This window comes from Rahnella sp. BCC 1045 (assembly GCF_019049615.1).
GTDB classification, from domain to species: Bacteria; Pseudomonadota; Gammaproteobacteria; order Enterobacterales; family Enterobacteriaceae; genus Rahnella; species Rahnella contaminans.
Genome location: NZ_JAFMOZ010000093.1, coordinates 1 through 22,530, shown reverse-complemented (window position 1 = coordinate 22,530; position 22,530 = coordinate 1). Strand labels below are relative to the sequence as shown.

Annotated in this window: 20 protein-coding genes; 6 read left to right on the top strand and 14 right to left on the bottom strand. The window is 54.0% G+C overall.

Annotation, left to right across the window (positions count from 1 at the left end):
* Nucleotides 1-85 precede the first annotated feature (85 nt).
* The 5 genes from proA to gpt form a co-directional block, all read right to left on the bottom strand.
* On the bottom strand, nt 86-1,339 hold the full coding sequence (gene proA / locus J1782_RS03290) for a glutamate-5-semialdehyde dehydrogenase (RefSeq protein WP_152324641.1): 1,254 nt from the start codon (nt 1,337-1,339) through the stop codon (nt 86-88).
* A gap of 10 nt (nt 1,340-1,349) precedes the next feature.
* The gene (gene proB / locus J1782_RS03285; RefSeq protein ID WP_152324642.1) at nt 1,350-2,453 is read right to left on the bottom strand and encodes a glutamate 5-kinase; all 1,104 of its coding nucleotides are present in this window, start codon (nt 2,451-2,453) and stop codon (nt 1,350-1,352) included.
* 126 nt (nt 2,454-2,579) lie between these two features.
* Nucleotides 2,580-2,981: a sigma factor-binding protein Crl gene (gene crl, locus J1782_RS03280; RefSeq protein WP_152324643.1), complete on the bottom strand. Its 402-nt coding sequence runs from the start codon at nt 2,979-2,981 to the stop codon at nt 2,580-2,582.
* A gap of 63 nt (nt 2,982-3,044) precedes the next feature.
* On the bottom strand, nt 3,045-4,295 hold the full coding sequence (gene frsA, locus J1782_RS03275; protein ID WP_152324644.1) for an esterase FrsA: 1,251 nt from the start codon (nt 4,293-4,295) through the stop codon (nt 3,045-3,047).
* Between the two features lie 226 nt (nt 4,296-4,521).
* On the bottom strand, nt 4,522-4,980 hold the full coding sequence (gene gpt, locus J1782_RS03270; protein WP_056781475.1) for a xanthine phosphoribosyltransferase: 459 nt from the start codon (nt 4,978-4,980) through the stop codon (nt 4,522-4,524).
* A gap of 416 nt (nt 4,981-5,396) precedes the next feature.
* Between gpt and pepD the strand changes: the two genes are divergently transcribed.
* Nucleotides 5,397-6,857 (top strand): beta-Ala-His dipeptidase, encoded by a 1,461-nt coding sequence (gene pepD, locus J1782_RS03265; protein ID WP_217152416.1) that lies wholly within the window; start codon nt 5,397-5,399, stop codon nt 6,855-6,857.
* Between the two features lie 134 nt (nt 6,858-6,991).
* On the opposite strand, the gene dinB is transcribed toward pepD, so the two are convergent.
* Nucleotides 6,992-8,050, bottom strand: coding sequence for a DNA polymerase IV (gene dinB / locus J1782_RS03260; protein WP_217152415.1), 1,059 nt, complete (start codon nt 8,048-8,050; stop codon nt 6,992-6,994).
* A 281-nt stretch (nt 8,051-8,331) separates the two neighbouring features.
* On the opposite strand from dinB, the gene dpaA reads away from it, so the two are divergent.
* Nucleotides 8,332-9,057 (top strand): peptidoglycan meso-diaminopimelic acid protein amidase, encoded by a 726-nt coding sequence (gene dpaA, locus J1782_RS03255; protein ID WP_152324647.1) that lies wholly within the window; start codon nt 8,332-8,334, stop codon nt 9,055-9,057.
* Here the strand turns inward: dpaA and J1782_RS03250 are convergent.
* Entirely contained in the window at nt 9,028-9,795 is a 768-nt protein-coding gene (locus J1782_RS03250; protein ID WP_152324648.1) for a class II glutamine amidotransferase, read from the bottom strand. The genes dpaA and J1782_RS03250 overlap by 30 nt on opposite strands.
* A gap of 26 nt (nt 9,796-9,821) precedes the next feature.
* Nucleotides 9,822-10,403, bottom strand: a complete 582-nt coding sequence (gene lpcA / locus J1782_RS03245; RefSeq protein ID WP_152324649.1) for a D-sedoheptulose 7-phosphate isomerase — start codon at nt 10,401-10,403, stop codon at nt 9,822-9,824.
* Nucleotides 10,404-10,671: 268 nt separating this feature from the next.
* Here lpcA and fadE point away from each other — a divergent pair, with 268 nt between their 5' ends.
* Entirely contained in the window at nt 10,672-13,140 is a 2,469-nt protein-coding gene (gene fadE / locus J1782_RS03240) for an acyl-CoA dehydrogenase FadE (RefSeq protein WP_217152414.1), read from the top strand.
* Nucleotides 13,141-13,214: 74 nt separating this feature from the next.
* On the opposite strand, the gene J1782_RS03235 is transcribed toward fadE, so the two are convergent.
* The 3 genes from J1782_RS03235 to mtnK all read right to left on the bottom strand — a co-directional run bounded on the left by J1782_RS03235 (nt 13,215) and on the right by mtnK (nt 16,678).
* Nucleotides 13,215-14,618 (bottom strand): carbohydrate porin, encoded by a 1,404-nt coding sequence (locus J1782_RS03235; RefSeq protein ID WP_217152413.1) that lies wholly within the window; start codon nt 14,616-14,618, stop codon nt 13,215-13,217.
* Between the two features lie 294 nt (nt 14,619-14,912).
* Nucleotides 14,913-15,383 carry a DUF1456 family protein gene (locus J1782_RS03230; protein WP_152324652.1) on the bottom strand — a complete coding sequence of 157 codons (471 nt, stop codon included), beginning with the start codon at nt 15,381-15,383 and terminating at the stop codon, nt 14,913-14,915.
* Between the two features lie 95 nt (nt 15,384-15,478).
* Complete coding sequence (mtnK, locus tag J1782_RS03225; protein WP_152324653.1) at nt 15,479-16,678, bottom strand: S-methyl-5-thioribose kinase; 1,200 nt, start codon at nt 16,676-16,678, stop codon at nt 15,479-15,481.
* A 117-nt stretch (nt 16,679-16,795) separates the two neighbouring features.
* On the opposite strand from mtnK, the gene mtnA reads away from it, so the two are divergent.
* A complete protein-coding gene (gene mtnA / locus J1782_RS03220; protein WP_217152412.1) occupies nt 16,796-17,848 on the top strand; it encodes an S-methyl-5-thioribose-1-phosphate isomerase in 1,053 nt (350 codons plus the stop codon).
* Between the two features lie 664 nt (nt 17,849-18,512).
* Here the strand turns inward: mtnA and J1782_RS03215 are convergent.
* Genes J1782_RS03215 through J1782_RS03205 form a run of 3 tightly spaced genes read right to left on the bottom strand, consistent with a single transcriptional unit; the run spans nt 18,513 to nt 20,367 of the window.
* On the bottom strand, nt 18,513-19,058 hold the full coding sequence (locus J1782_RS03215) for an acireductone dioxygenase (RefSeq protein ID WP_217152411.1): 546 nt from the start codon (nt 19,056-19,058) through the stop codon (nt 18,513-18,515).
* An 11-nt stretch (nt 19,059-19,069) separates the two neighbouring features.
* Nucleotides 19,070-19,756 (bottom strand): acireductone synthase, encoded by a 687-nt coding sequence (gene mtnC / locus J1782_RS03210; RefSeq protein ID WP_152324656.1) that lies wholly within the window; start codon nt 19,754-19,756, stop codon nt 19,070-19,072.
* Entirely contained in the window at nt 19,753-20,367 is a 615-nt protein-coding gene (locus J1782_RS03205; protein ID WP_165058586.1) for a methylthioribulose 1-phosphate dehydratase, read from the bottom strand. The genes mtnC and J1782_RS03205 overlap by 4 nt, the downstream gene beginning before the upstream one ends.
* Before the next feature lie 187 nt (nt 20,368-20,554).
* Between J1782_RS03205 and J1782_RS03200 the strand changes: the two genes are divergently transcribed.
* Together J1782_RS03200 and J1782_RS03195 are read left to right on the top strand one after the other, a co-directional pair.
* On the top strand, nt 20,555-21,715 hold the full coding sequence (locus tag J1782_RS03200; RefSeq protein ID WP_217152410.1) for a pyridoxal phosphate-dependent aminotransferase: 1,161 nt from the start codon (nt 20,555-20,557) through the stop codon (nt 21,713-21,715).
* Complete coding sequence (locus J1782_RS03195) at nt 21,703-22,476, top strand: amidohydrolase (RefSeq protein ID WP_152324659.1); 774 nt, start codon at nt 21,703-21,705, stop codon at nt 22,474-22,476. The genes J1782_RS03200 and J1782_RS03195 overlap by 13 nt, the downstream gene beginning before the upstream one ends.
* The last annotated feature ends 54 nt before the right edge of the window (nt 22,477-22,530 follow it).

The following is a 22,530-nucleotide window of genomic DNA, read 5'->3' as shown; positions in this document are numbered from 1 at the left end:
AGTGCGTTTGCTGTTTTTCTCATCAAATGACGCAGAATAGGAAATTTCCACCGGTTTCATAGGATTGAAACCGGTGGAAAAAGGGTCACGGACGCACTAAATCGTCGCCATAACCAATCCATTTATACGTCGTCAGGGCTTCTAATCCCATCGGGCCGCGGGCGTGCAGTTTTTGCGTGCTGACCGCTACTTCTGCGCCTAAACCGAACTGTCCGCCGTCGGTGAAACGGGTGCTGGCGTTGACGTATACCGCCGAAGAATCCACTTCACGTACGAATCTGTCAGCGCTGCTGATGGAACGGGTGAGGATCGCATCCGAATGTTCGGTGCCGTAGGTGCGGATATGCGCCACGGCGGCGTCCAGATCGGCGACGACGGTGACGTTCAGATCCAGCGACAGCCATTCATCCGAGTAATCTTCTTCGGTCACCGCCAGCACTTTCGCCGGGCCATTTTGCAGATAAGGCATCGCCGTCTCGCTGGCATGCAGCGTGACGCCTGCGCGGTGCATTTTGTCGCTCAGTTGCGGCAGGAAACGGGCAGCAATGGCTTCATGCACCAGCACGGTCTCCAGGCTGTTACAGGCGCTCGGACGCTGTACTTTCGCGCTTTCCAGCACGGTCAGCGCTTTGTCGAAATCAGCGCTTTCATCCACAAAGGTATGACACACGCCGATACCGCCGGTGATCACCGGAATAGTGGACTGTTCGCGGCACAGTTTGTGCAGCGCCGCACCACCGCGTGGGATCAGCATGTCGACGTATTTATCCAGACGCAGCAGTTCAGCCACCAGCGCGCGATCCGGGCTTTCAATCGCCTGAACGGCCGCTTTCGGCAATCCGCACTCTTCCAGCGCCATCTGAATGACGTTAACCGTCGCCTGATTGGTGTGGTGCGTTTCTTTACCGCCGCGCAGGATAACGGCGTTGCCGGTTTTCAGGCACAGGCTGGCGACATCGATGGTGACGTTCGGGCGGGCTTCATAAATCACGCCGATCACGCCAAGCGGTACACGGCGGCGCTCGAGACGTAAACCGCTGTCCTGCTGCGAACCGTCAATCACCTGCCCGACCGGATCGCTCAGGCGGCAGACATCACGCACGTCGCTGGCAATCGCCGATAAGCGCGCGGGCGTAAGCAGCAGGCGGTCTAATAATGCGTCGCTCATCCCGCTTTCACGTGCGGCGGCCATGTCGAGTTCGTTGGCAAGAATAATGCTCTGGCTGTTGGCTTCGAGCATATCGGCCATCAGCATCAGGGTACGGTTTTTCTGCGCAGTGCTGAGGGTGGAGAGCTGCCAGGACGCGGCTTTCGCGGCCTTGCCCATCTCGTTAAGCATGTATTACTCCTTAACTGACAATCATATCGTCACGATGCACAGCAACCGGGCCGTACTCGTAACCGAGAATTTCGCTGATCTGCTGAGAGTGATGACCGGCAATCATGCGCATCGCATCGCTGTTGTAGCGGCTGACACCGTGCGCGAGGTCACGCCCGTTCAGGTTGCGGATGCGGATCACTTCGCCACGCGAGAAATCGCCTTTCACTTCGCGGATACCTTTTGGCAGCAGGGAACTGCCGCGCTCCATCATGGCGGAAACCGCGCCGTCGTCGATGGTGATTTCACCGGCAGGGGGCGCACCGAAGATCCAGCGTTTGCGGTTTTCCAACGGGGTCTCCATTGCGTGGAAGCGCGTGCCAACGGAAACGCCGTTAATCACATCGCCAATCACGCCCGGCAGGCTGCCCGCAGCAATAATAGTATCGACACCCGCACGGCACGCGACATCCGCGGCCTGCAATTTGGTCGCCATACCGCCGGTGCCCAGACCGGAAACACTGTCGCCCGCCACGCCACGCAGTTCGTCATCAATCGTCATGACTTCGCGGATCAGTTCGGCTTCTGGATTGGTGCGCGGATCGGCGGTGAAAAGCCCGCTCTGATCCGTCAGCAGCAGCAGTTTATCGGCACCGGCCAGAATGGCAGCCAGCGCGGAAAGATTGTCGTTATCGCCGACTTTGATCTCCGCCGTCGCCACCGCATCATTCTCGTTAATGACCGGTACGATACGGTTATCGAGCAGCGCGTGCATCGTGTCGCGGGCGTTAAGGAAACGCTCACGGTCTTCCATATCGGCACGCGTCAGCAGCATCTGACCAATGTGAATGCCATAAATCGAAAACAATTGCTCCCAGAGCTGGATTAAACGGCTTTGCCCGACGGCAGCCAGCAGCTGTTTGGAAGCAATGGTGGCGGGGAGTTCGGGGTAGCCAAGATGTTCACGCCCGGCGGCAATCGCGCCCGACGTTACAATCACAATCCGGTGCCCTGCCGCATGTTGTTGCGCGCACTGGCGGACAAGCTCAACAATGTGAGCACGGTTGAGGCGGCGTGAACCGCCAGTGAGCACGCTGGTGCCCAGTTTTACAACCAGTGTCTGACTGCCACTCATTAGTCTTTCCATTAAGGTGAAATAAGAAATGCTTCGTTGTCTTTGTAACAGGGGAGAAGCGTTATGCCAACCGGCATAACGCTATAATAGCAGTATTCATCGTGGGAATGGGTAGTACAGAAGGTGTCAGGCGGAGAGCTTTACCGGTTCCTCGCTGAAATCATCAGCAGGTTCCAGTCTGAGGGACATCTCTTCGATCATCTTGTTGAGATTCTTGTGGAACCCTTTCAACGTCGTCTCAAGCTTCTCACGTACTTCAGCATCTTTAATGTTTTGCGCTTTCCAGATGCCATCTTTATCGAACAAGCCGAAATGATAAACATAGGTAAAACGCTCGTCTTCAGCCTGCAACTCAATCCACCAGCCCCAGAATTCACGCTTCTCCGGTGCGGGCTTCACGTTCACACAGACAGCTAAGCAGTCAAAGAAAAAGCGGTCGTTCTCGCATTTCCCTTCTCTAATGTACGGCCCCAGCGTACCGAAACGTTTCATTAGCCTGCTTTTAGGATGACCACTTGGTAACGTCATAGTACAACCTCCATAGAAAGACGATCCTTTTTAGCAAAACGTTAGGAATTAGCAACTGTTAAGTTAACGCATATGCTTTTCCAGCCATTCACAAATTTCGTGTAACGCGCTGTCAAAGTGCTGATAAAGCGGCTCACTTTTGATGGTCAGAATCTTGCCTTCGGAGGAGGAATCCGCAATCAGCCTGGCTTCGCTCTTCGGGCTGAAGATATCGCTTTCCCAGTAGGCGGCAAGCATTGGCGTCGGTGTTCTGCGCCCTAATAATCCCTGCGTTTTCAGAGAATATCGATTAAGTTCGGTTTTCAGCGCGGAGTCCGACGCGGTCGACATTCCGATGCGGCTCGCCAGCACGTCCATGTACATATCCGGCACCTGTTCCTGACATTTCGGGTCGCTCAGCAGCGAATGCACCAGCGCGCCCAGCGTCGCCACAGCCCGTACGCGGCGTGGTTCGAGATACGCCAGCCGCACGGCGACGTTCGCCCCAAACCGATAACCCAGCAAGCTGACGCGGCTCGCATCTACCCACGGCACATCAGAAAGCTGCATGAGAACCTGCTGATGCAGAAAGCTGGTGTCCTGCGTCAGTTTCCATTTAGAGGAAAAACCGATCGACGGCATGTCGATGGTGAGCATCGCAATGCCCATCGGCGCGAGATAAGAGCGGAACAGGCGCTGATGGTCACTTTGTAACGTGTCCAGACCGCCGCACACCATCACCGTCGGGAACGGCGCTTTGCCTTCGTTCGGCAGATGCAGGAAACCGGTGATCGGTGCACCGCCCGGAATTTTGAATTCCAGCTCTTTCAGATCATACGGCGAATGTTCGGAGGATTTCTCAAACGCTTTATTAGCCAGCGCTTCCGCCTGTTCTGCCAGCGTATCGCCTTTCAGATGCGGATAACCGGCAATGCTGTAAAGGTTCGCGGCTTTCAGCCAGTATTCGCTGGCAAGATTGGCGTCTTTTTCATCGGCGGCTTTTTGCTGCCAGTGCATGGCCTGATTGGACCATTCATAAATCCAGTTACCGTTGCGATAGCCAATGACGGTATCCAGCAATAACGGGTCGCTGTGTTCGGCCTGAGAAACGGCAATGCGCGACAGCACTTCTTCCACTTCCAGCGGATCAACGCCGCGCCACATCCACATCAGACGGTTGATTGTCCGGTACCAACAATTCACGGTATCCCCTTCCAGCGCTGAGTGCATCGGCGGGTGCGTATTGTGATGATGAACGCGATGAACCAGTGTCGAAGTTTCCGGATATTTGAATGACGGTTTGAACAGTTTTTCCGTGAGATTGGCTGGAGCCATGATGCAAGATCCTCCGTTAGCAAGCAGCTTTTCGCCCGCAGGCGAACGTTTCAGGCAGGGATTATAACCCGCCCACGTTGCGACAAGACAGGAGTGAGGTCAAGCGGAAAGGATTTCAAGTCAGCAAAAGCAAAACGCCCGGCAATTAGCCAGGCGTTAAAAGGGGGTCATTGCATCCTCTAAATCCTTCGTGCTGCATCAAGGCGGCGCGAAGGATGACGAGGATTTACTTACCGACCAATGGCGGGACGAACACCACGCCCATATCCCACGGCTGTTCAATCCAGGTGTTCTGCGGGATATCAACCACGTAATCGTCAACCAGCGGCGCACCGGCAGGTTTGGCGAAGATCGTGATGAAATGCGCTTTCGGATACATTTCGCGGATCGCTTTTGCAGTACCGCCGGTATCGACCAGATCGTCGATTACGATGAAACCTTCACCGTCACCTTCTGCGCGTTTCAGCACTTGCATTTCACGCTGATTGTCGTGGTCGTAGCTGGAGATACATACGGTATCCACATGACGGATGCACAGTTCGCGAGCCAGTAACGCTGCCGGAACCAGACCGCCGCGGCTGACGGCAATAATGCCTTTCCATTGTTCTGCCGGCAGCAGACGTTTAGCCATCGTGCGGGCGTGGATTTGCAGCATGTCCCAGGTTACAACGTATTTTTCGCTCATAAAGGTGTCCCAGCCAGTGAATTAACGGCTTCTAAAAATTTAAACCCTAAATAATTCGGATTGCAGGAAGGCGGCAAGTGAACGAATCCCGATGAGCTGACCTAAGTCAGTGATTCGGGTGAGCGAACGCGGCCAACGCATCTGCAATTTGAAGTATGACGGGTGTATTCGGGGAAAAAGGTTGCGCGAGATTATAGTGAGTCCGGCTCACAAAAACCAGCGATTATCTGGCCTCACGGCCCCAAAAAACCCGGATTTTCTCCCCGCGCCCGCGCACAGGTTAAGATTAAGTGATATTCTGTCAGGCCACTCGCCACACAGTTTGGCGGGGATTACTTAACCTTAAACCTACAGCATCTCAATCAGTTCCCCTGCAAATGGAGCCTGAATGAGCTGACTGTTACAGGAGACTTATAGTGTCTGAACTGTCTCAGCTTTCGCCACAACCGTTGTGGGATATTTTTGCCAAAATCTGTTCAATTCCGCACCCTTCTTATCATGAAGAAGCGCTGGCAAAACACATCGTTGAATGGGCTCAGGAAAAGGGTATCCACGCTGAGCGTGATGAAGTTGGCAACATTTTGCTGCGCAAACCGGCCACCAAAGGCATGGAAAACCGCAAAGCCGTTGCCCTGCAGGCTCACCTCGATATGGTGCCGCAGAAAAACAACGATACTGTTCACGATTTCACTAAAGATCCGATTCAGCCGCTCATTGAAGACGGCTGGGTAAAAGCCCGCGGCACCACGCTGGGCGCAGACAACGGTATTGGCCTGGCTTCTGCACTGGCGGTTCTGGCTGATGAAAGCGTAGAACACGGGCCGCTGGAAGTGCTGCTGACCATGACCGAGGAAACCGGCATGGCGGGCGCATTCGGCCTGCAACCAAACTGGTTACAGTCTGAAATTCTGATCAACACCGATTCTGAAACCGAAGGCGAAATCTACATGGGTTGCGCCGGCGGGATTGATTTTACCGCCACTCTGCCACTGAGCCGCGAAGCGGTTCCGGCCGGTTTCACCACGCTGAAACTGACCCTGAAGGGACTGAAAGGCGGCCACTCCGGCGCGGATATCCACCTCGGTCTGGGCAATGCCAGCAAACTGCTGGTGCGCTTCCTGTCAGAACACGCCGACACCCTCGGCCTGCGCCTGCTGGATTTCACCGGCGGTACGCTGCGTAACGCCATTCCCCGCGAAGCCATCGCCACACTGGCGATTGCAGCCGATAAAGCAGACGCACTGAAAGCCGCTGCACAGGAATTCCTGGCAACGATTCAGTTCGAGCTGTCTGCGGTTGAGAAGAAAATCGCTTTTGTCGTGGAAGCAGCAGAAAGTACTGCGAAAGCGCTGAGCAAAGACAGCCAGGGCAAATTCATTGCGTTGCTGAACGCGACGCCAAACGGCGTGATCCGCATGAGCGATGACGTCAAAGGCGTGGTAGAAACCTCCCTGAACGTCGGCGTTGTCACCATGAAAGATGACGAAGTCGCGATCAACAGCCTGATCCGTTCCCTTATCGACAGCGGCAAAGAATACGTCGTTAGCATGCTGAAGTCGCTGAGCGAACTGGCAGGCGCGAAAAGTCTGGCAAAAGGCAGCTATCCTGGCTGGAAACCTGAACCAAGCTCTCCGGTGATGACGCTGGTGCGTGAAACCTACGAAACGCTGTTCAGCAAAACCCCGAATATCATGGTGATCCACGCCGGTCTGGAATGCGGTCTGTTCAAAAAACCGTACCCGGACATGGACATGGTTTCCATCGGGCCAACCATCACCGGGCCACACTCGCCGGACGAGCAGGTTGAAATCGCCAGCGTTGAGTTGTACTGGAAACTGCTGACAGCTCTGCTGAAAGCGATTCCTGAACGCGGTTAATACTCGATCAATCCCCTGAATCATTCGGGCTGTATCAAGGCGGCAATTGAGTAAATACCCGGGAGCATACACAAGTAGGTGACCGGGATTTGCGAAGGCAGCCAACGCAGAGACAGTTTGAAGGATGACGGGGATTACTCCCAGGGAAGAAGAAGTTGCCGCTCAATCTGCGGATCCTGCAACGTGACATGCAACCCCACCAGCCTGACTCCCCGCCCGCCGCGCCGCTGTTCCCACGCTTCACGCGCGACTTTCAGTAAATCTTCTTTATTGAGCACCGGCCAGACATGTTCCTGCGTCGTCTGCTGGAAATCATGGAATTTGAGTTTCACGCCCTGACGCGCGATGCGTAAATTCGGGCTGACACGGCTCAGGCGCGTTTGTAATTCAGGATATAAGCGTTCGATCAGTGCCACGCATTCTTCCCAGCTGTGGATATCTTCCGCCAGCGTGCGTTCCACGCCGACAGATTTCCGCAGCCGCTCGGCTGAAATCTCACGGTCGTCGATGCCCTGACAACGCTCCCACAGCACGCGTCCAAACTTCCCGAAACGCTTGAGCAGCCTCGCTAAATCATAGCGCTGTACGTCGCCGCAGGTGATCAGCCCCTGCTCCTGCAATCGCTGGGCGGTGACTTTGCCAACGCCGGGGATTTTACTCAGCGGCAGATCCAGTAAAAAAGCTTCAACCTTGTCTGGCGTAATCACAAACTGGCCGTTGGGTTTATTCAGGTCTGAGGCAATTTTTGCCAGAAATTTGATAGGCGCAATGCCCGCTGAGGCCGTCAGATTAATTTCCTCAAAAATGGCCTGACGGATTTCAGCGGCGATCAGCGTCGCGGAGCCATTGCATTGGGTCGATTCTGAAACATCCAGATAAGCTTCGTCGAGTGACAGCGGCTCGATCAATGGCGTATAACGCGCAAAGATTTCGCGAATATGGTTGGACGCTTCTTTATACGCTTCCATTCTGCCGGGAATCACTTTCAGGTGCGGGCAAAGTTTGAGCGCCATTCCGGTCGGCATCGCGCTGTGTACGCCGAATTTGCGTGCCGGATAATTGGCGGTGCTGATGACGCCACGCCGGTCACGGCTGCCACCGATGGCGATAGGAATGTCGCGCAGGGAAGGATCATCGCGCATCTCGACGGCCGCGAAAAAGCAGTCCATATCCACATGAATGATTTTGCGCATAGCCCTCCCCCAATGACTGTATAAGTATACAGTTGAATCAGGAGATTTCAAACACAGAAAATGACGGTTAATTTGGCTTAATTAATCACCATTAATGGCATCAGAAAGTATTTACATTTCCTGAAGCGAGAATTCAATATTTGGTGATTGCTAAAAAATTAATCAGTATTAATATGGCAACGTTTCAGACAGGCAGTACATAAGAAGAAAATCAGTGGCGGTCTTACAGGCAGTTCATCTGTAGACAAAATAATCAAAATTATTATCGAGCAGGACTTAGAATGATCAGAATCGCGCTGTTTCTTGCGATGCTCCTCAGTTTGCCTTTATTTACAGCAAATTACGCCGTGGCCAGCGATGCTGTCCCGGTTAACGCGGCACTTAAAAAACAATTGTTAGGTGCTCCCGTTTATATCCAGATTTTCAAACAAGAACGTAAACTCGAATTGTATGCTCAGCTCGACGGCGAATATCGTCTGATCGGCAGTTACGGCATCTGCGATTTTTCTGGCGGTTTAGGAAATAAACGTCGTGAAGGTGATTTTAAAAGCCCGGAAGGTTTCTACAACGTGGATATTCACCACCTGAAACCGGACAGCCGCTTTTATCGCGCCATCAACATAGGTTTCCCCAACGCCTATGACATCTCGCAAGGTTATTCAGGTAAGTATCTGATGATCCACGGCAACTGCAAATCTATCGGTTGCTACGCGATGACTGACGGTTATATGGATGAAATCTTCACCTACGTGCAGGCGGCCTTCCAGTTCGGCCAGCGCAACGTGCAGATCAGCATTTATCCGTTCAAAATGACCGATGCCAACATGCAGTCGCACAAAAACTCAAGCTACATCACGTTCTGGCGTCAGCTACAGCCGGGCTTTGCGTACTTTGAGAAGCACCATCAGCCACCGAACGTTGTGGTGACTAATGGGAAATATGAAGTGCTGCAACCGTTGTCAAACATCCCGCTGCCTTCACAGCTGGCGTTCGCCCCGGTGAAATAATGCGAATTCACCTGGAGCAATTTTGTTCCAGGTTTCGTTTGCCGTCAGCGGTTGCGTGGCAATCACGGTGACGACATCATCCGGTGTCGTCTGCTGCTGAAAATCAATTTCCACATCCTGATCCAACAACGTTGCCTTTCCGAAAGGCGCCCGCCGCGTGATCCAGTGCAGATTGGTCGAACAATAGGCCATCACAAAATGCCCGTCCGACAACAGCATATTAAACACGCCCTTTTGCCGTAACTCATCTGCCAGCGACGCAATATACCGGAACACCGGCGGCCAGCTGGCCGGACGACGCGGATAACGCTGCGTAAGTTTATGCAGCAACCAGCAAAATGCGTATTCACTGTCGGTTTGCCCGACCGGACGCAACGTACCGGTATCCAGCTGACGATAACCGCGAAGCTGGCCGTTGTGCGCGTAAGTCCAGTTATGGCCCCACAGTTCGCGGGTAAACGGATGGGTATTCTCCAGCGCCACTTCGCCACGGTTAGCCTGACGAATATGGGAAATCACCGCGCAGGATTTGATCGGATAATCCTGAACAAGGCGGGCAATAGGCGAATTAAAACTCGGCATCGGATCTTTAAAAGTACGACAGCCATTCCCCTCGTAGAAGGTAATGCCCCAGCCGTCTTTATGCGGGCCTGTCCCGCCACCGCGCTGCACTAATCCACTGAAACTGAAGCAAATATCAGTTGGAACGTTAGCGCTCATCCCGAGCAATTCGCACATCTCCCGCCTCCTTTACAGCAAAAGCATTACGCCTTCGCCATCTCTTTTTCGATTAATAAGATCAGGATATGAATCACTTTAATGTGGATTTCCTGCACGCGGTCAGCGAAGCCAAAGTGTGGCACGCGAATTTCCACGTCAGCAGAACCGTCCATTTTACCGCCGTCTTTTCCGGTCAGGGTAATAACTTTCATGCCTTTGGCGCGCGCGGCTTCAATCGCTTTGATCACGTTACCGGAATTGCCGGATGTGGAGATGCCCAACAGCACATCGCCTTTCTGACCCACGGCTTCCAGATAACGGGAGAAGATATATTCGTAACCGAAATCGTTGCCCACGCAGGAGATGTGGCTGACGTCAGAAATCGCAATCGCCGGGTAGCCCGGACGGTTTTCACGATAGCGGCCGGTCAGTTCTTCTGCGAAATGCATGGCGTCACAGTGTGAACCGCCGTTACCGCAGGAAATCACTTTCCCACCCGCCTTGAATGAATCGGCCAGCAGCACTGCTGCACGTTGAATAGACTCAATATTTGCCGGATCGCCGATGAATTTATTCAGCGTAGCAGCAGCTTCGTTCAGTTCAGTACGGATAATATCCTGGTACATAGCAGCCTCTTTTATGTCCATTTGCAGCCAGCTGTGGCTGGCCGATAGCAATAAAACTTTCCGCTGAGCAGTTTAACGGAAAGCCGAAACAGCGAGAAGCCAAGAAGCGGTAATGATTCTTATAGTTTCCGTTTTTGACGCTTCGTGCGGCCGGTTTGTGAGCTGTGTTGTAATTAGTATGTAAACACATTGATAAAGAAATGAGCATGAACTAAAACCATTGTATCCCTACAACAGGTCAGACCTCCTACTACTCAGGAGCTTTACTATGATGGTTCTTAGCATTGTTGCATTTGTCGTGATCCTTGGTGCGTTGTTCTATCACAAGGTCAACCTTGCCTTTAGCAGCCTGATTTTACTGGCATTTACTGCTGCCATGGGCGCCATTCATCTTTGGACGTTGTGGCTGTTACTGCCACTGGCGATTATTCTGCTGCCGTTCAATGTGCCCGCACTGCGCCGCGCATTGTTCTCCGCGCCGGCACTTCGCACCTTCCGTAAAGTGATGCCCGCCATGTCGCGTACCGAAAAAGAAGCGATTGAAGCCGGTACGACCTGGTGGGAAGGCGATCTGTTCGGCGGTAAGCCGGACTGGAGAAAATTGCAGGATTACCCTGAACAACACCTGACCGAAGAAGAGCAGCGCTTTATCGACGGCCCGGTTGAAGAAGCCTGTCGCATGGCGAACGACTTTGAGATCACGCACGAACTGGCTGATTTGCCGCCGGAGTTGTGGGCGTATCTGAAAGAGCACCGCTTCTTCGCGATGATCATTAAGAAAGAGTACGGCGGTCTGGAATTCTCCGCTTACGCTCAGGCCCGCGTGTTACAGAAACTGGCGGGTGTATCCGGAATTCTGGCGATCACCGTCGGCGTGCCGAACTCCCTCGGTCCGGGCGAATTGCTGCAACATTACGGCACCGAAGAACAGAAAGACCACTATCTGCCTCGTCTGGCTCAAGGTCTGGAAATCCCTTGTTTCGCCCTGACCAGCCCGGAAGCCGGGTCTGATGCCGGCGCAATTCCGGATTTCGGTATCGTCTGTAAAGGCCAGTGGCAGGGCAAAGAAGTGCTCGGTATGCGCCTGACCTGGAACAAGCGTTACATCACGCTGGCACCTATCGCCACCGTGCTCGGTCTGGCGTTTAAACTGAAAGACCCCGACCATCTGCTCGGCAGTGAAACGGATCTGGGTATTACCTGTGCGCTGATCCCTACGGACACCCAGGGCGTGGAAATTGGCCACCGCCACTTCCCGCTGAACGTGCCATTCCAGAACGGTCCGACCCGCGGTAACGATATTTTCGTTCCGATCGATTACATCATCGGCGGCCCGAAAATGGCCGGTCAGGGCTGGCGTATGCTGGTGGAATGTCTGTCCGTGGGCCGCGGCATTACCCTGCCGTCTAACTCCACCGGCAGCCTGAAATCACTTGCGATGGCGACCGGCGCTTACGCGTACATTCGCCGTCAGTTCAAACTGCCTATCGGTAAAATGGAAGGCATCGAAGAACCGCTGGCGCGTATTGCCGGTAACGCTTATGTGATGGACGCCGCTGCAACACTCATCACCAACGGCATTATGCTCGGTGAAAAACCGGCAGTGCTGTCGGCGATTGTGAAATATCACTGTACCCACCGTGGTCAGCGCGCTGTCATGGACGCGATGGATATCACCGGCGGTAAAGGCATCATGCTCGGTAAAAGCAACTTCGTGGCCCGTACCTATCAGGGCGCGCCGATTGCGATTACCGTGGAAGGCGCCAACATTCTGACCCGCAGCATGATCATCTTCGGTCAGGGCGCTATCCGTTGCCATCCTTACGTTCTGCGTGAAATGGCGGCGGCTGAGAAAAATGATCTGGACGATTTCGACCGTGCGCTGTTCGGGCATATCGGCCACGTCGGCAGCAACAAAGTGCGCAGCTTCTGGCTCGGTCTGACCAACGGCCGCACCAGCGATACGCCGGTTAACGATAAAACCGCGCGTTATTACCAGCACATTAACCGTCTGAGCGCTAACCTCGCGCTGCTGGCTGACGTGTCCATGGGCGTGCTGGGCGGCAGCCTGAAACGTCGCGAACGTATTTCCGCCCGGCTCGGCGATATCCTCAGCCAGATGTATCTGGCGACGGCGACCCTGAAACGCTTTGATGAAGAAGGTTGCAACAAGGCTGATTTACCGTTGGTTCACTGGGGCGTGCAGGATTGTCTGCATCAGGCCGAAGTGGCTATCGACGACCTGCTGCGTAACTTCCCGAATGCGTTTGTGGCGGGCGTGATGCGCCTGGTGATTTTCCCGCTGGGCCGTTCACACGCGGCACCGTCAGATCGTCTTGATCATGAACTGGCGCGTATTCTTCAGGTGCCTTCTGCGACCCGCAGCCGCATTGGTCGCGGTCAGTATCTGACGCCAAGCGAGCACAACCCGGTCGGGCTGCTGGAAGAAGCGTTACTGGATATTCTGGCCGCCGAACCGGTGCATAAACGCCTGTGCGACGCGATGGGTAAAAAACTGCCGTTCACCCGTCTGGATATTCTGGCGCAAAAAGGTCTGGATGCCGGTCACCTGAGCGCCGACGACGCGCGCATTCTCAGCCGTGCGGAAGAAAGCCGCCTGCGTTCTATTAACGTCGATGATTTTGAGCCACACGAACTGGCCGCGAAAAAGCAGGACGTGGAGGAAGAAAGCGCAAAAAAGGATGACGCCAAACCGCGCCATACCGAAGCCGCTTAATTCTTAAAATTTACGGTTAAAAAAAGCCTGAGTGTTTACGCACTCAGGTTTTTTCTTTTCTGGATGACGGGTAATCAGAAGTAATACTTGAATCTTACACGCCCGCCATAGCGCTGATCGCTGTCATTATCGTTGCTGTAATGTTTATCCGCTTCCAGCATCGACACGTACGCGCCCAGATAGACATTGAAGTTCTTCATGTCCATCACGTTCGGGATGAGATAACTGGCGTGGATCGTATGAATATCGTAGCTCCCCGGCTCGCTGAACCAGTCATCACCGGCGTTTTCGTCATTCATTGGCCGTAAACCGTTGGCATTAAACTCTTCAATACGGTTATGCGCGTAGATGTAACCCAGTTCGAAGTTTTTCCACAGGGCATTAGTGCCGACCGTGAAATCTTTCTCGTCGGAGGCGTCCATGTACGCCGTGCTCAGGTTCGCTACGATGCCGTTTTCCGGATCCGCTTTCTGCCCGTTCCAGGTCATGGTCATGCCGTAACCGTTACGTTTGGACTGATCAATGGTTTCGCCCTGATCGTTCTTGTAGCCGTAAGCATTGTTGACGATATTGGTTTCCATCGCCGCAGCGACGGAGAACGCCTCGCCTTTCCAGGCAATAACCGGCCGCAGATACGCGACGTTTTTATCCTGTTCAAGATGGTTTCCGTGATAGTTATTTTCGGCAAACAGCGAAGTGCCGTCTTCAAGCAGAGTATTGAGTTCGAAATACCAGTTACCGATATTTTTATTCAGCAGAATATTACCGCCGCTGTCGCTACGTCCGCGCCCTTCTTTCATCATGTAGACATAACCGTAGCCGTCAGCGTAGAGGTCATTGGCAGTATTGCCGGAATATTCGATGAAGGTATCCTGATTAAGCGGGAACATATCGTAGGCTTCAAAGCGTCCGATTTTCGCCATCCAGTCTTTTTCTTCCCCGAAGAAGAAGGCCGCATCATCGACACCCATCGTCCCATTTAAATCGGCAGTAGGTTGAACGGAGAACCCGGAGAATTGCCCTTTATCATTCCGGCGATAACCATCCAGCCCGATCAGTAAACGGCCATTGACGTCCCAGCGTTCATTGCCGCCATTCCATTTATTATCATCGCCACTTTTGGCCGAAATTAATTGCCCGCTGCGGCTTGCGCCGTCGACGTTAAATTCTACGTCACCGTATAATTTGAGATTATCGAAACCATTAAGCGTTAAAAGTTTATCCTTCGAGATACCGTCTGTTTTTACTTCTAGCGGCGTGGATTCTTTCACGCTGGCAATTTCCTGTTCACGCTTCACATCTTGTTTTTTCAGCTGCTGAATTTGTTTTTCAGCCGATTCTGCGCGCGCTTCTGCTTGTTGAAGGCGCTCTTCAAGCTGTGCCATACGGGCTTCCAGACTGGCTGAAGAGCCAGCTGCCATCGCAGAACCCGACACGGCGATCCCCACTAATAATGCCAGCGTCTTAATCTTTCTCATAATTACGATATCCTTTTCAATACAAAATCAAACCATCGATATAAATTAACGACGTTGTTTTGTTTTTATTAAAATAGTGCCCGGAGATTTCATAATGAGAAATGAAGATAGGTTCTGGCCGAATAAACTGTCAAAAATAAAGCGGGGAAACGTGAAGTAAAACTGTAATAACGAAATTTCATCCTTACAAAACCAATAAACATAAAAACGGGGCGCTGACATTCACAGCACCCCGCTTATTATTCATTTCATATACATTGCGCCAAATATATTTATCAGCCGAATGTTTAAAGCTTAGCTTTTCTTAGGACGAATTTTCGCGGTCAGCCCTTTCAGGAAATAGCGCAGAACCTGATCGCCGCACGGACGATAGTTTTTGTGCCCTTCCTTGCGGAAGAATGCACTCAGTTCGCCTTCGGAGACTTTGAAATCTGCCGCCGTCAGCACGGCAATCATGTCTTCAGTTTTCAGCTCAAATGCCACACGCAGCTTTTTCAGCATAATGTTGTTGGTCAGACGTTTTTCCACTTCCGGTGCCGGGAAACGATCGTCTTTACCGCGTTTGAACACAATCAGCCCGTTCAGGAAGTTCGCCATGACTTCGTCCGGCACTTCCATATACCCTTCTTCGTCTTCTTTTTTCAGATAACGGGACATCACTTCAGGGCTGACCGGCGTGCCGGTGGTTTTGAGGATTTCAATCAACTGACCTTCGCTCAAATCCAGCATGTAGCGCACGCTGCGCAAGACATGGTTATGCATCATAATTCTGTATTCCTGTTAAAAGTAAACCGAGGAAATGCCACCGGGTTTACCCCTACGCACCTCGAAGGCGGGCATTATACAAGAAACCGACAGAATTAGCTGAACTGGCGGATGCGCGCGATAAAGGATTCCACATCACTGATTCGCGACGCTGTCAGAATCAGCCATTTTCCGAGACTCAGCGCGTGTCGCTGGCAGTCAGCACGCATCGCAGCATCTTTAATGGTATCGAGATCGGCTACGTGCGCCAGCCCGATAGTGCGACGGATCAGTTCCGCGCCACAATAACCTACCGCGTCGTGCCAGACTTCCTGCAAGAAAACGTCGGCGTAGCCCGGCTCGGCCAGCGTCGGATCCTGTGATTTTTCACGCGCCAGTTGCAGGAAACGTTCGGAGAAGCTCAGCCACAGTTCGCGCACATCTTTCAGGCGCTGCTCGCGACCGTCGGCGGCTTCACGCACGCCCACCAGCCCCGGCAAACCGCAATAGTTCAGCAACAAATTACCGATAGCCGAGCCCGGATCAAAGCCGACAGGGCCGTAATAACCGAACTCGGCATCTATGGCTTTCAGCTTGCCTTCGGCCACAAAAATCGAACCGCTGTGAATATCGCCGTGCAGCAACGCTTCGGCTTTGCTCAGGAAACGGTGCTTGAGCGCCGCCACCGCCAGACGCAGCGGTTTATCGGCACGCAGCGCATCGACTTCCGGCTGCAAAACCGGGTCAAAATTATTCCGTTCGTGATCGACATAAGGATCGGTGAAAAACAGATCTTCGGTGATCTGACACAATTCAGGATTAGTGAAACGGGATACTTCGGCTTTTTTGGTCTGCGCGTTCTGGAAAAAATCCGAGGTATGAAACAGCGTCTGCGCCAGGTATTCACCCAGCTGGCTGGCGGCCTGCGGGAAGTATTTTCCCTGCACCAGCTCGCTGCGCCAGATCTGATGATCCGACAAATCTTCCTGCACCATCACCGCCAGTCCGGCGTCGTGATGCAACACCTGCACCGTATGCTGCGGGCAATACTGACCGTGAATAATCAGCGTTTCCGCTTCGATGCGCGCACGGTCGAGCGTCAGCGGCCAGGATTCCCCGACGCAGCGCACGTACGGCAAAGCCTGTTTCACGATTACGCGGCTTTTGCCCGTGGTATCGCGGATTTTAAAAACCAGATTCAGGTTTCCGTCACCGATTTCATCGGCGGTGACCAGAGATTGCGGATCTGCTACGCCACCGTATTTACGGGCATATTCAACAGCATCTTCGGCGGTAAATGTGTAGTAGCGCGACATCCTGACCTCTCGAAATTATCTTTTAGCCTTAAAAGTGTTTAGACGTCTATACATCCATAAAACATGTTGGCAGAATAAGTGAACAGATGCAACCGGGCAACAAGGATTTAACCAACAATGCAAAGCCTCACAACCACCAGTTTACGTATCCGCGAAAACCAGCTGTGGATCCTCGATCAGCAGGCCCTGCCGCAGCAATCTGACTGGCGCGAATGCCGCGACGTCAGCGAACTGGTGGATCATATCCGCGCCCTGCGCGTGCGCGGTGCGCCGCTGATTGGTTTATCCGCCAGCCTGCTGCTGGCGCTGCTGGCCGAACGTGGAATGGCGCAGGATGAATTGCATCATGCGCTGGAAACACTGCGTGCTTCACGCCCGACCGCCGTCAATCTGATGAATAATCTCGACCGGATGAAAACCGCGTTGCAACATCCTGATTATGTGAAAGCGTTAGTGGAAGAAGCGTTGCGTCTGGTGGATGAAGACCGCGCGCTGTGCGACAGCATTGCGACGCACGGCGCTACGCTGGTGACACCGGGCAGCCGTTTGCTGACCCACTGCAACACCGGCGGGCTGGCGACAGCTGGCGTCGGCACGGCCATTGGCGTAATCCGCCGCGCGCATGAACAGGGGAATGTCGAACAGGTTTGGGTCGATGAAACGCGCCCGTTATTGCAGGGTGGCCGTCTCACCGCGTGGGAACTGGGCGAACTGGGCATTCCGTATCAGCTGATTTGCGACTCGATGGCCGCCAGCCTGATGGCACAAAAACGCGTTGACGCCGTCTGGGTCGGCGCTGACCGCATCGCAGCGAATGGCGATGTCGCCAACAAGATCGGCACTTACAGCCTGGCGGTTTTGGCGAAATACCACGGCATCCCGTTCTACGTCGCCGCGCCGCACACCACGCACGATCCGCATTGTCCGAACGGCGCTGCGATCCCTATCGAACAACGCGACGCCCAAGAAGTCACCGGCGTTTCCGGCAGTTTTGGTTCCGTGCAGTGGGCTCCGCTTGATGCGAAAGTTTACAATCCGGCGTTTGATGTCACTCCTGCGGAGTTGATCAGCGGATGGGTGCTGGATGTGGGCGTGGTGACGCCAGCGCAGGTGCGCGAAGGGGTCTTCACGGCTTCGTTGGCGGCTGGGCTGAGCCGCGGGCAGCACTAAGGCGGTATTGCGGAAATTTCGGTTTTACATGTGCAAACATGTAGCGCTAAGGCGGTATTGCGAAATTTCGGTTTTACATGTTCGGTGATCGCTTAGCGGCTCGTGCCGAAACCGACCAAAAGAGGGAAGTGCTTTCCCTCTTTTGGATTTCTCCCCGCTTTTTCAACACGCGCTATCGCTCGCTGGCTATGTTTCAGTAACACCCGTTATTGCCGCAAACGCCGCCGCTGCGCGGTGCTCTCATTTCAGGCTCGAACCGGCTCGGAAAAAGACTCTCGCTGTTTCTCACCGTTCATTCGACGTCGTTTTGAAAGCGGCCAGGGGCTTATCTAAATTCAAAAGCAGAATGGTTTATCTTTTAAAAAAGCCTCCAGCCGCTTTCAGAAAGCTTGCCGAGCTAAGTGTTTCGAGACCTGTGGCTCGAAACCGAGTGAGGGTACCGCGCAGCGGCAAGTTTTCGCGGCAATAGCGCTGGCCCCTGAAACATAGCCAGCGAGCGATAGCACGCAGTTAGAAAGACGCGGAGATTCCAAAGAGGCCCCGTCCTGGGCCTCTTTGGTCGGTTTCGGCGCGAGCCGCTAAGCGATCATCGCACATGAAAAACCGAAATTTACGCTAAGCGTCCCTTGAGCCCAAGGTCTCCTTTGGAGCCTTTCTAAAAGGCTTACTCCCCCATCCTCGGGTACTTATCCGCGATACCGTCGCCTGTAAAATGCGCCACCCAGCCTTCCGGATTATCAAACACGCGGATCGCGGTAAACGACGGTGAGCCGCCCATGTCAAACCAGTGGCGGGTATTGGCGGGGACAGAAATCAGATCGTTTTTCTCGCACAGGATCTGGAAAATCTTACCGTTCAGATGCAGGCAAAACAGCCCGGCGCCTTCGACGAAGAAACGCACTTCGTCTTCACCGTGAGTATGCTCGGAGAGGAATTTAGTGCGCAGCACGTCGCGCTGTTCGTTATCCGGACGCATGCTGATCACATCCCAGCTCTGATAACCCTTCTCTTCTACCAGTTTGTCGATTTCATGCTGATACGCGGCGATCACGTCCTGCGACTGGGGATTTTCGCCTAAATCACGGTCGGCCTGCCAGCGCTCGAAACGTACATCAATTTTGCTCAGCTCTGCGGCGATGGCGTCGCCGTCCCGGCTTTCCCAAACTGGCGCGGAAGGATCCTGGTCACTAAAAATCGTCAATGCACTCATGGTCAACCCTCTTATAAGAATGTTTCTAAGGCTATCTGATCAAAACGATTAACTTGCAGGTGGTCGCTGAGTTCGTCAGCGTCGTCACGGATCAGCTGGCAGGTGTGCCAGCCCGCCAGGCGCGCGGCGTCCAGTTCCTGACGGATGTCCGATAAAAACAGTAAATCAGCGGGCGGTAAAATCAGCTGTTCGGCGATGTTCTGATAGGACTCTGTTTCACGCTTGGCGCCAACGCGGGTGTCGAAATATCCGCTGAACAGCGGCGTGAGGTCGCCCGCATCGCTGTAGCCGAACAGCAGTTTTTGCGCGTCAACGGAACCGGAAGAATACACGCAAAGCTGCAAACCGTCGGCTTTCCAGGCTTCTAACTGCGGCGCAACATCCGCGTACAAATGCCCGCGGAAATCACCGTTCTCATAACCGGTGCGCCAGATAATACCCTGCAAGACTTTCAGCGACGTCGATTTGACGTCGTTGTCCATGTAGGTAAAAAGTTGCTCAATCAGGGCCTCGACGCTGGCCTGCGGGCGATCGATTTCGGCTCGCAAAGCGTTCAGCGCAGCCGCCACTTCGGGCTCTTCGTGCTGATGACGCAGAAATTCGGCCAGACGCTGACGGGCATACGGGAATAACACCTGATGCACAAAACGGATATCCGTGGTGGTGCCTTCAATATCAGTGACGATGGCGCGGATCATTTAGCCTCCAGCAGGCGACGTTGCAGTTCACACTGGAATAAAAATTCCAGTCCTTCCAGATGGCGGCGTGCTTCCGCCACATCCCGTCCCCAGCAGGTCAGACCGTGGCCGCGCAGCAAAAAACCATACTGCAACGGCGCGTGTTCCGAGCTGGCAATAATCTTCTGCACCAGCGCTGAGATGTCCTGGCTGTTGTCAAAAATCGGGATCACCACCTGATCGAGGTGCGTCGTCTGGCCGCTCAGCGATTTCTGCATTTCGTAGCCTTCCAGCACCAGCGCGCCGCTGCGTTCCACGCGGGACAAAACGGTCGAATTCACCGAATGTGTATGCAGCACCGCCCCTGTTTCAGGATAGCGGGAATACAGCATGGTGTGCAGGCCGGTTTCAGCGGAAGGACGACGACCGCTGGGTGCCAGTCCGCTTTCCAGTTCAACCAGCAGAAAATCTTCTGCGGTCAGCGATCCTTTGTCTTTTCCTGATTCGGTGATCAGGCAATGAGCATCACCTTCGCGAACAGACATATTCCCGCCTGTCGCCGGGCTCCAGCCCTTCTGACCAATCCAGTGACAGGCCGCCAGCAGCGCGCCCAGTTGCAAATTCTCTGTCATCGTAATCCTGAAAAATCGTGCGTTGAGGGCCTGAGTTCGGAGTGAAAACCGCGATATATAAATAATTGATATGGCCTAGATTGAATTGGCATTTAGCCATCTAAGCGTCTCGATTGCCAAATATTAACATCGTGTTATATTGTGAGCAACATCGCTATCTGCACCGGTCCAGGAGTATTGACCCGCCATGAGCACAGCCGCACTGATCCCCGAAAGTAAGCTTCCTTCCCTCGGCACCACCATTTTTACTCAGATGAGTGCCCTGGCGCAAAAGCACAACGCCATTAACCTGTCTCAGGGTTTCCCTGATTTCGATGGCCCCGAGTATCTGCGCAACCGTCTGGCGTATCACGTCAGTCAGGGCGCGAACCAGTACGCGCCGATGACCGGCACCGCGCCATTGCGTGAAGCGATTGCCGCAAAAACTGAACAGATTTACGGCTACGCGCCTGACGCCAATACCGACATCACGATCACCGCCGGCGCCACCGAATCTTTGTACATCGCCATCACCGCGCTGGTGTCAAAAGGCGACGAAGTGATTGCGTTTGACCCGAGCTACGACTGCTACGCGCCTGCGGTAGAACTGGCGGGCGGCGTGATGAAACGCATTCAGCTGCAGCCGCCGGAATTCAAGGTTAACTGGGCGGAATTCGCCGATCAGATAACCGACCGCACGAAACTTGTCATCATCAACACGCCACACAATCCGTCGGCCACGGTCTGGAGCCACAGCGACGTTGAGCAGCTCTGGCAAACCATTGCTGATAAACACATTTTTGTGCTCAGCGACGAAGTATACGAACACATTTGCTTTGCGCCGGAAGGCCACGCCAGCGTGCTGCGCCACCCGCAACTGCGCCAACGTGCGATTGCGGTGTCATCGTTCGGCAAGACCTATCACATGACCGGCTGGCGCGTGGGTTATTGTATCGCCCCGGCGATTATCAGCGCAGAACTGCGCAAAGTTCACCAGTATCTGACGTTTTCGATCTCCACACCGGTTCAGCTGGCGCTGGCGGATATGCTGCGTGAAGCGCCGGAACACTGGCAGGAATTACCGGCATTTTATCAGGCCAAGCGTGACCGTCTGGCGCAAGGGCTGGCGAACAGCCGTCTGAAAGTGTTGCCGAGCCAGGGCACGTATTTCCTGCTGGTGGATTACAGCGAAGTCTCGGATCTGGACGATGTTGCATTCTGCCACTGGCTGACTGAACATGTGGGCGTTGCGGCCATTCCGATGTCGGTATTCTGCGCCGCGCCCTTCCCACATAAACTGATCCGGCTGTGCTTTGCCAAACAGGAAGCCACGCTGGACGCTGCTGCGGAGCGCCTGTGTCAACTTTAAAACTGTGCGTATTGCAACAACCACTGGTGTGGCTGGACGGCGAGGCCAATCTCGCGCATTTCGACGGTCTGCTGGGTTCACTGACCGGCCGCGACCTGATTATTCTGCCGGAAATGTTCACCACCGGTTTCGCCATGCAGGCGCCGGGCAGCGCGCTGCCACAGTCACGCGTGGTGGAATGGCTGCATCAGTGGGCGAAAAAACTCGGTGCAATGATTGGCGGCAGCGTGGCGCTGAGCACGACGGAAGGCGCGGTAAACCGTTTCCTGCTGGTCGAGCCGCAGGGCAAAGTGCATTCCTACGATAAACGCCATCTGTTCCGCATGGCGGGCGAACATAATTATTACGTGCCGGGCAAACGCCGTGAAATCGTCGAATGGCGCGGCTGGCGTATTCTGCCGCAAGTCTGTTACGACCTGCGTTTTCCGGTCTATTCGCGCAATAAACAGGATTACGATCTGGCGCTCTACGTCGCCAACTGGCCTGCGCGCCGCAGCCATCACTGGCAAACGTTACTGACCGCGCGTGCTATTGAAAATCAGGCCTACGTCGCCGGATGCAACCGCGTCGGGGATGACGATAACGGCCATCACTACAGCGGCGACAGCCTGATTATTAATCCGCAGGGCGAAGAGCTGGCGCGCGCCGAGCCAGGCTCAGCGATGATTATCGACGCCGAACTGTCTCTTGAAGCGTTACAGGATTATCGCGAAGCCTTCCCGGCGTGGCGTGATTCCGATACGTTCCTGCTTCACGATTGAAGAAAGCGGCAACGCATAAACATCAGAAAGCCCACCCGCTGTATTTACAGCGGG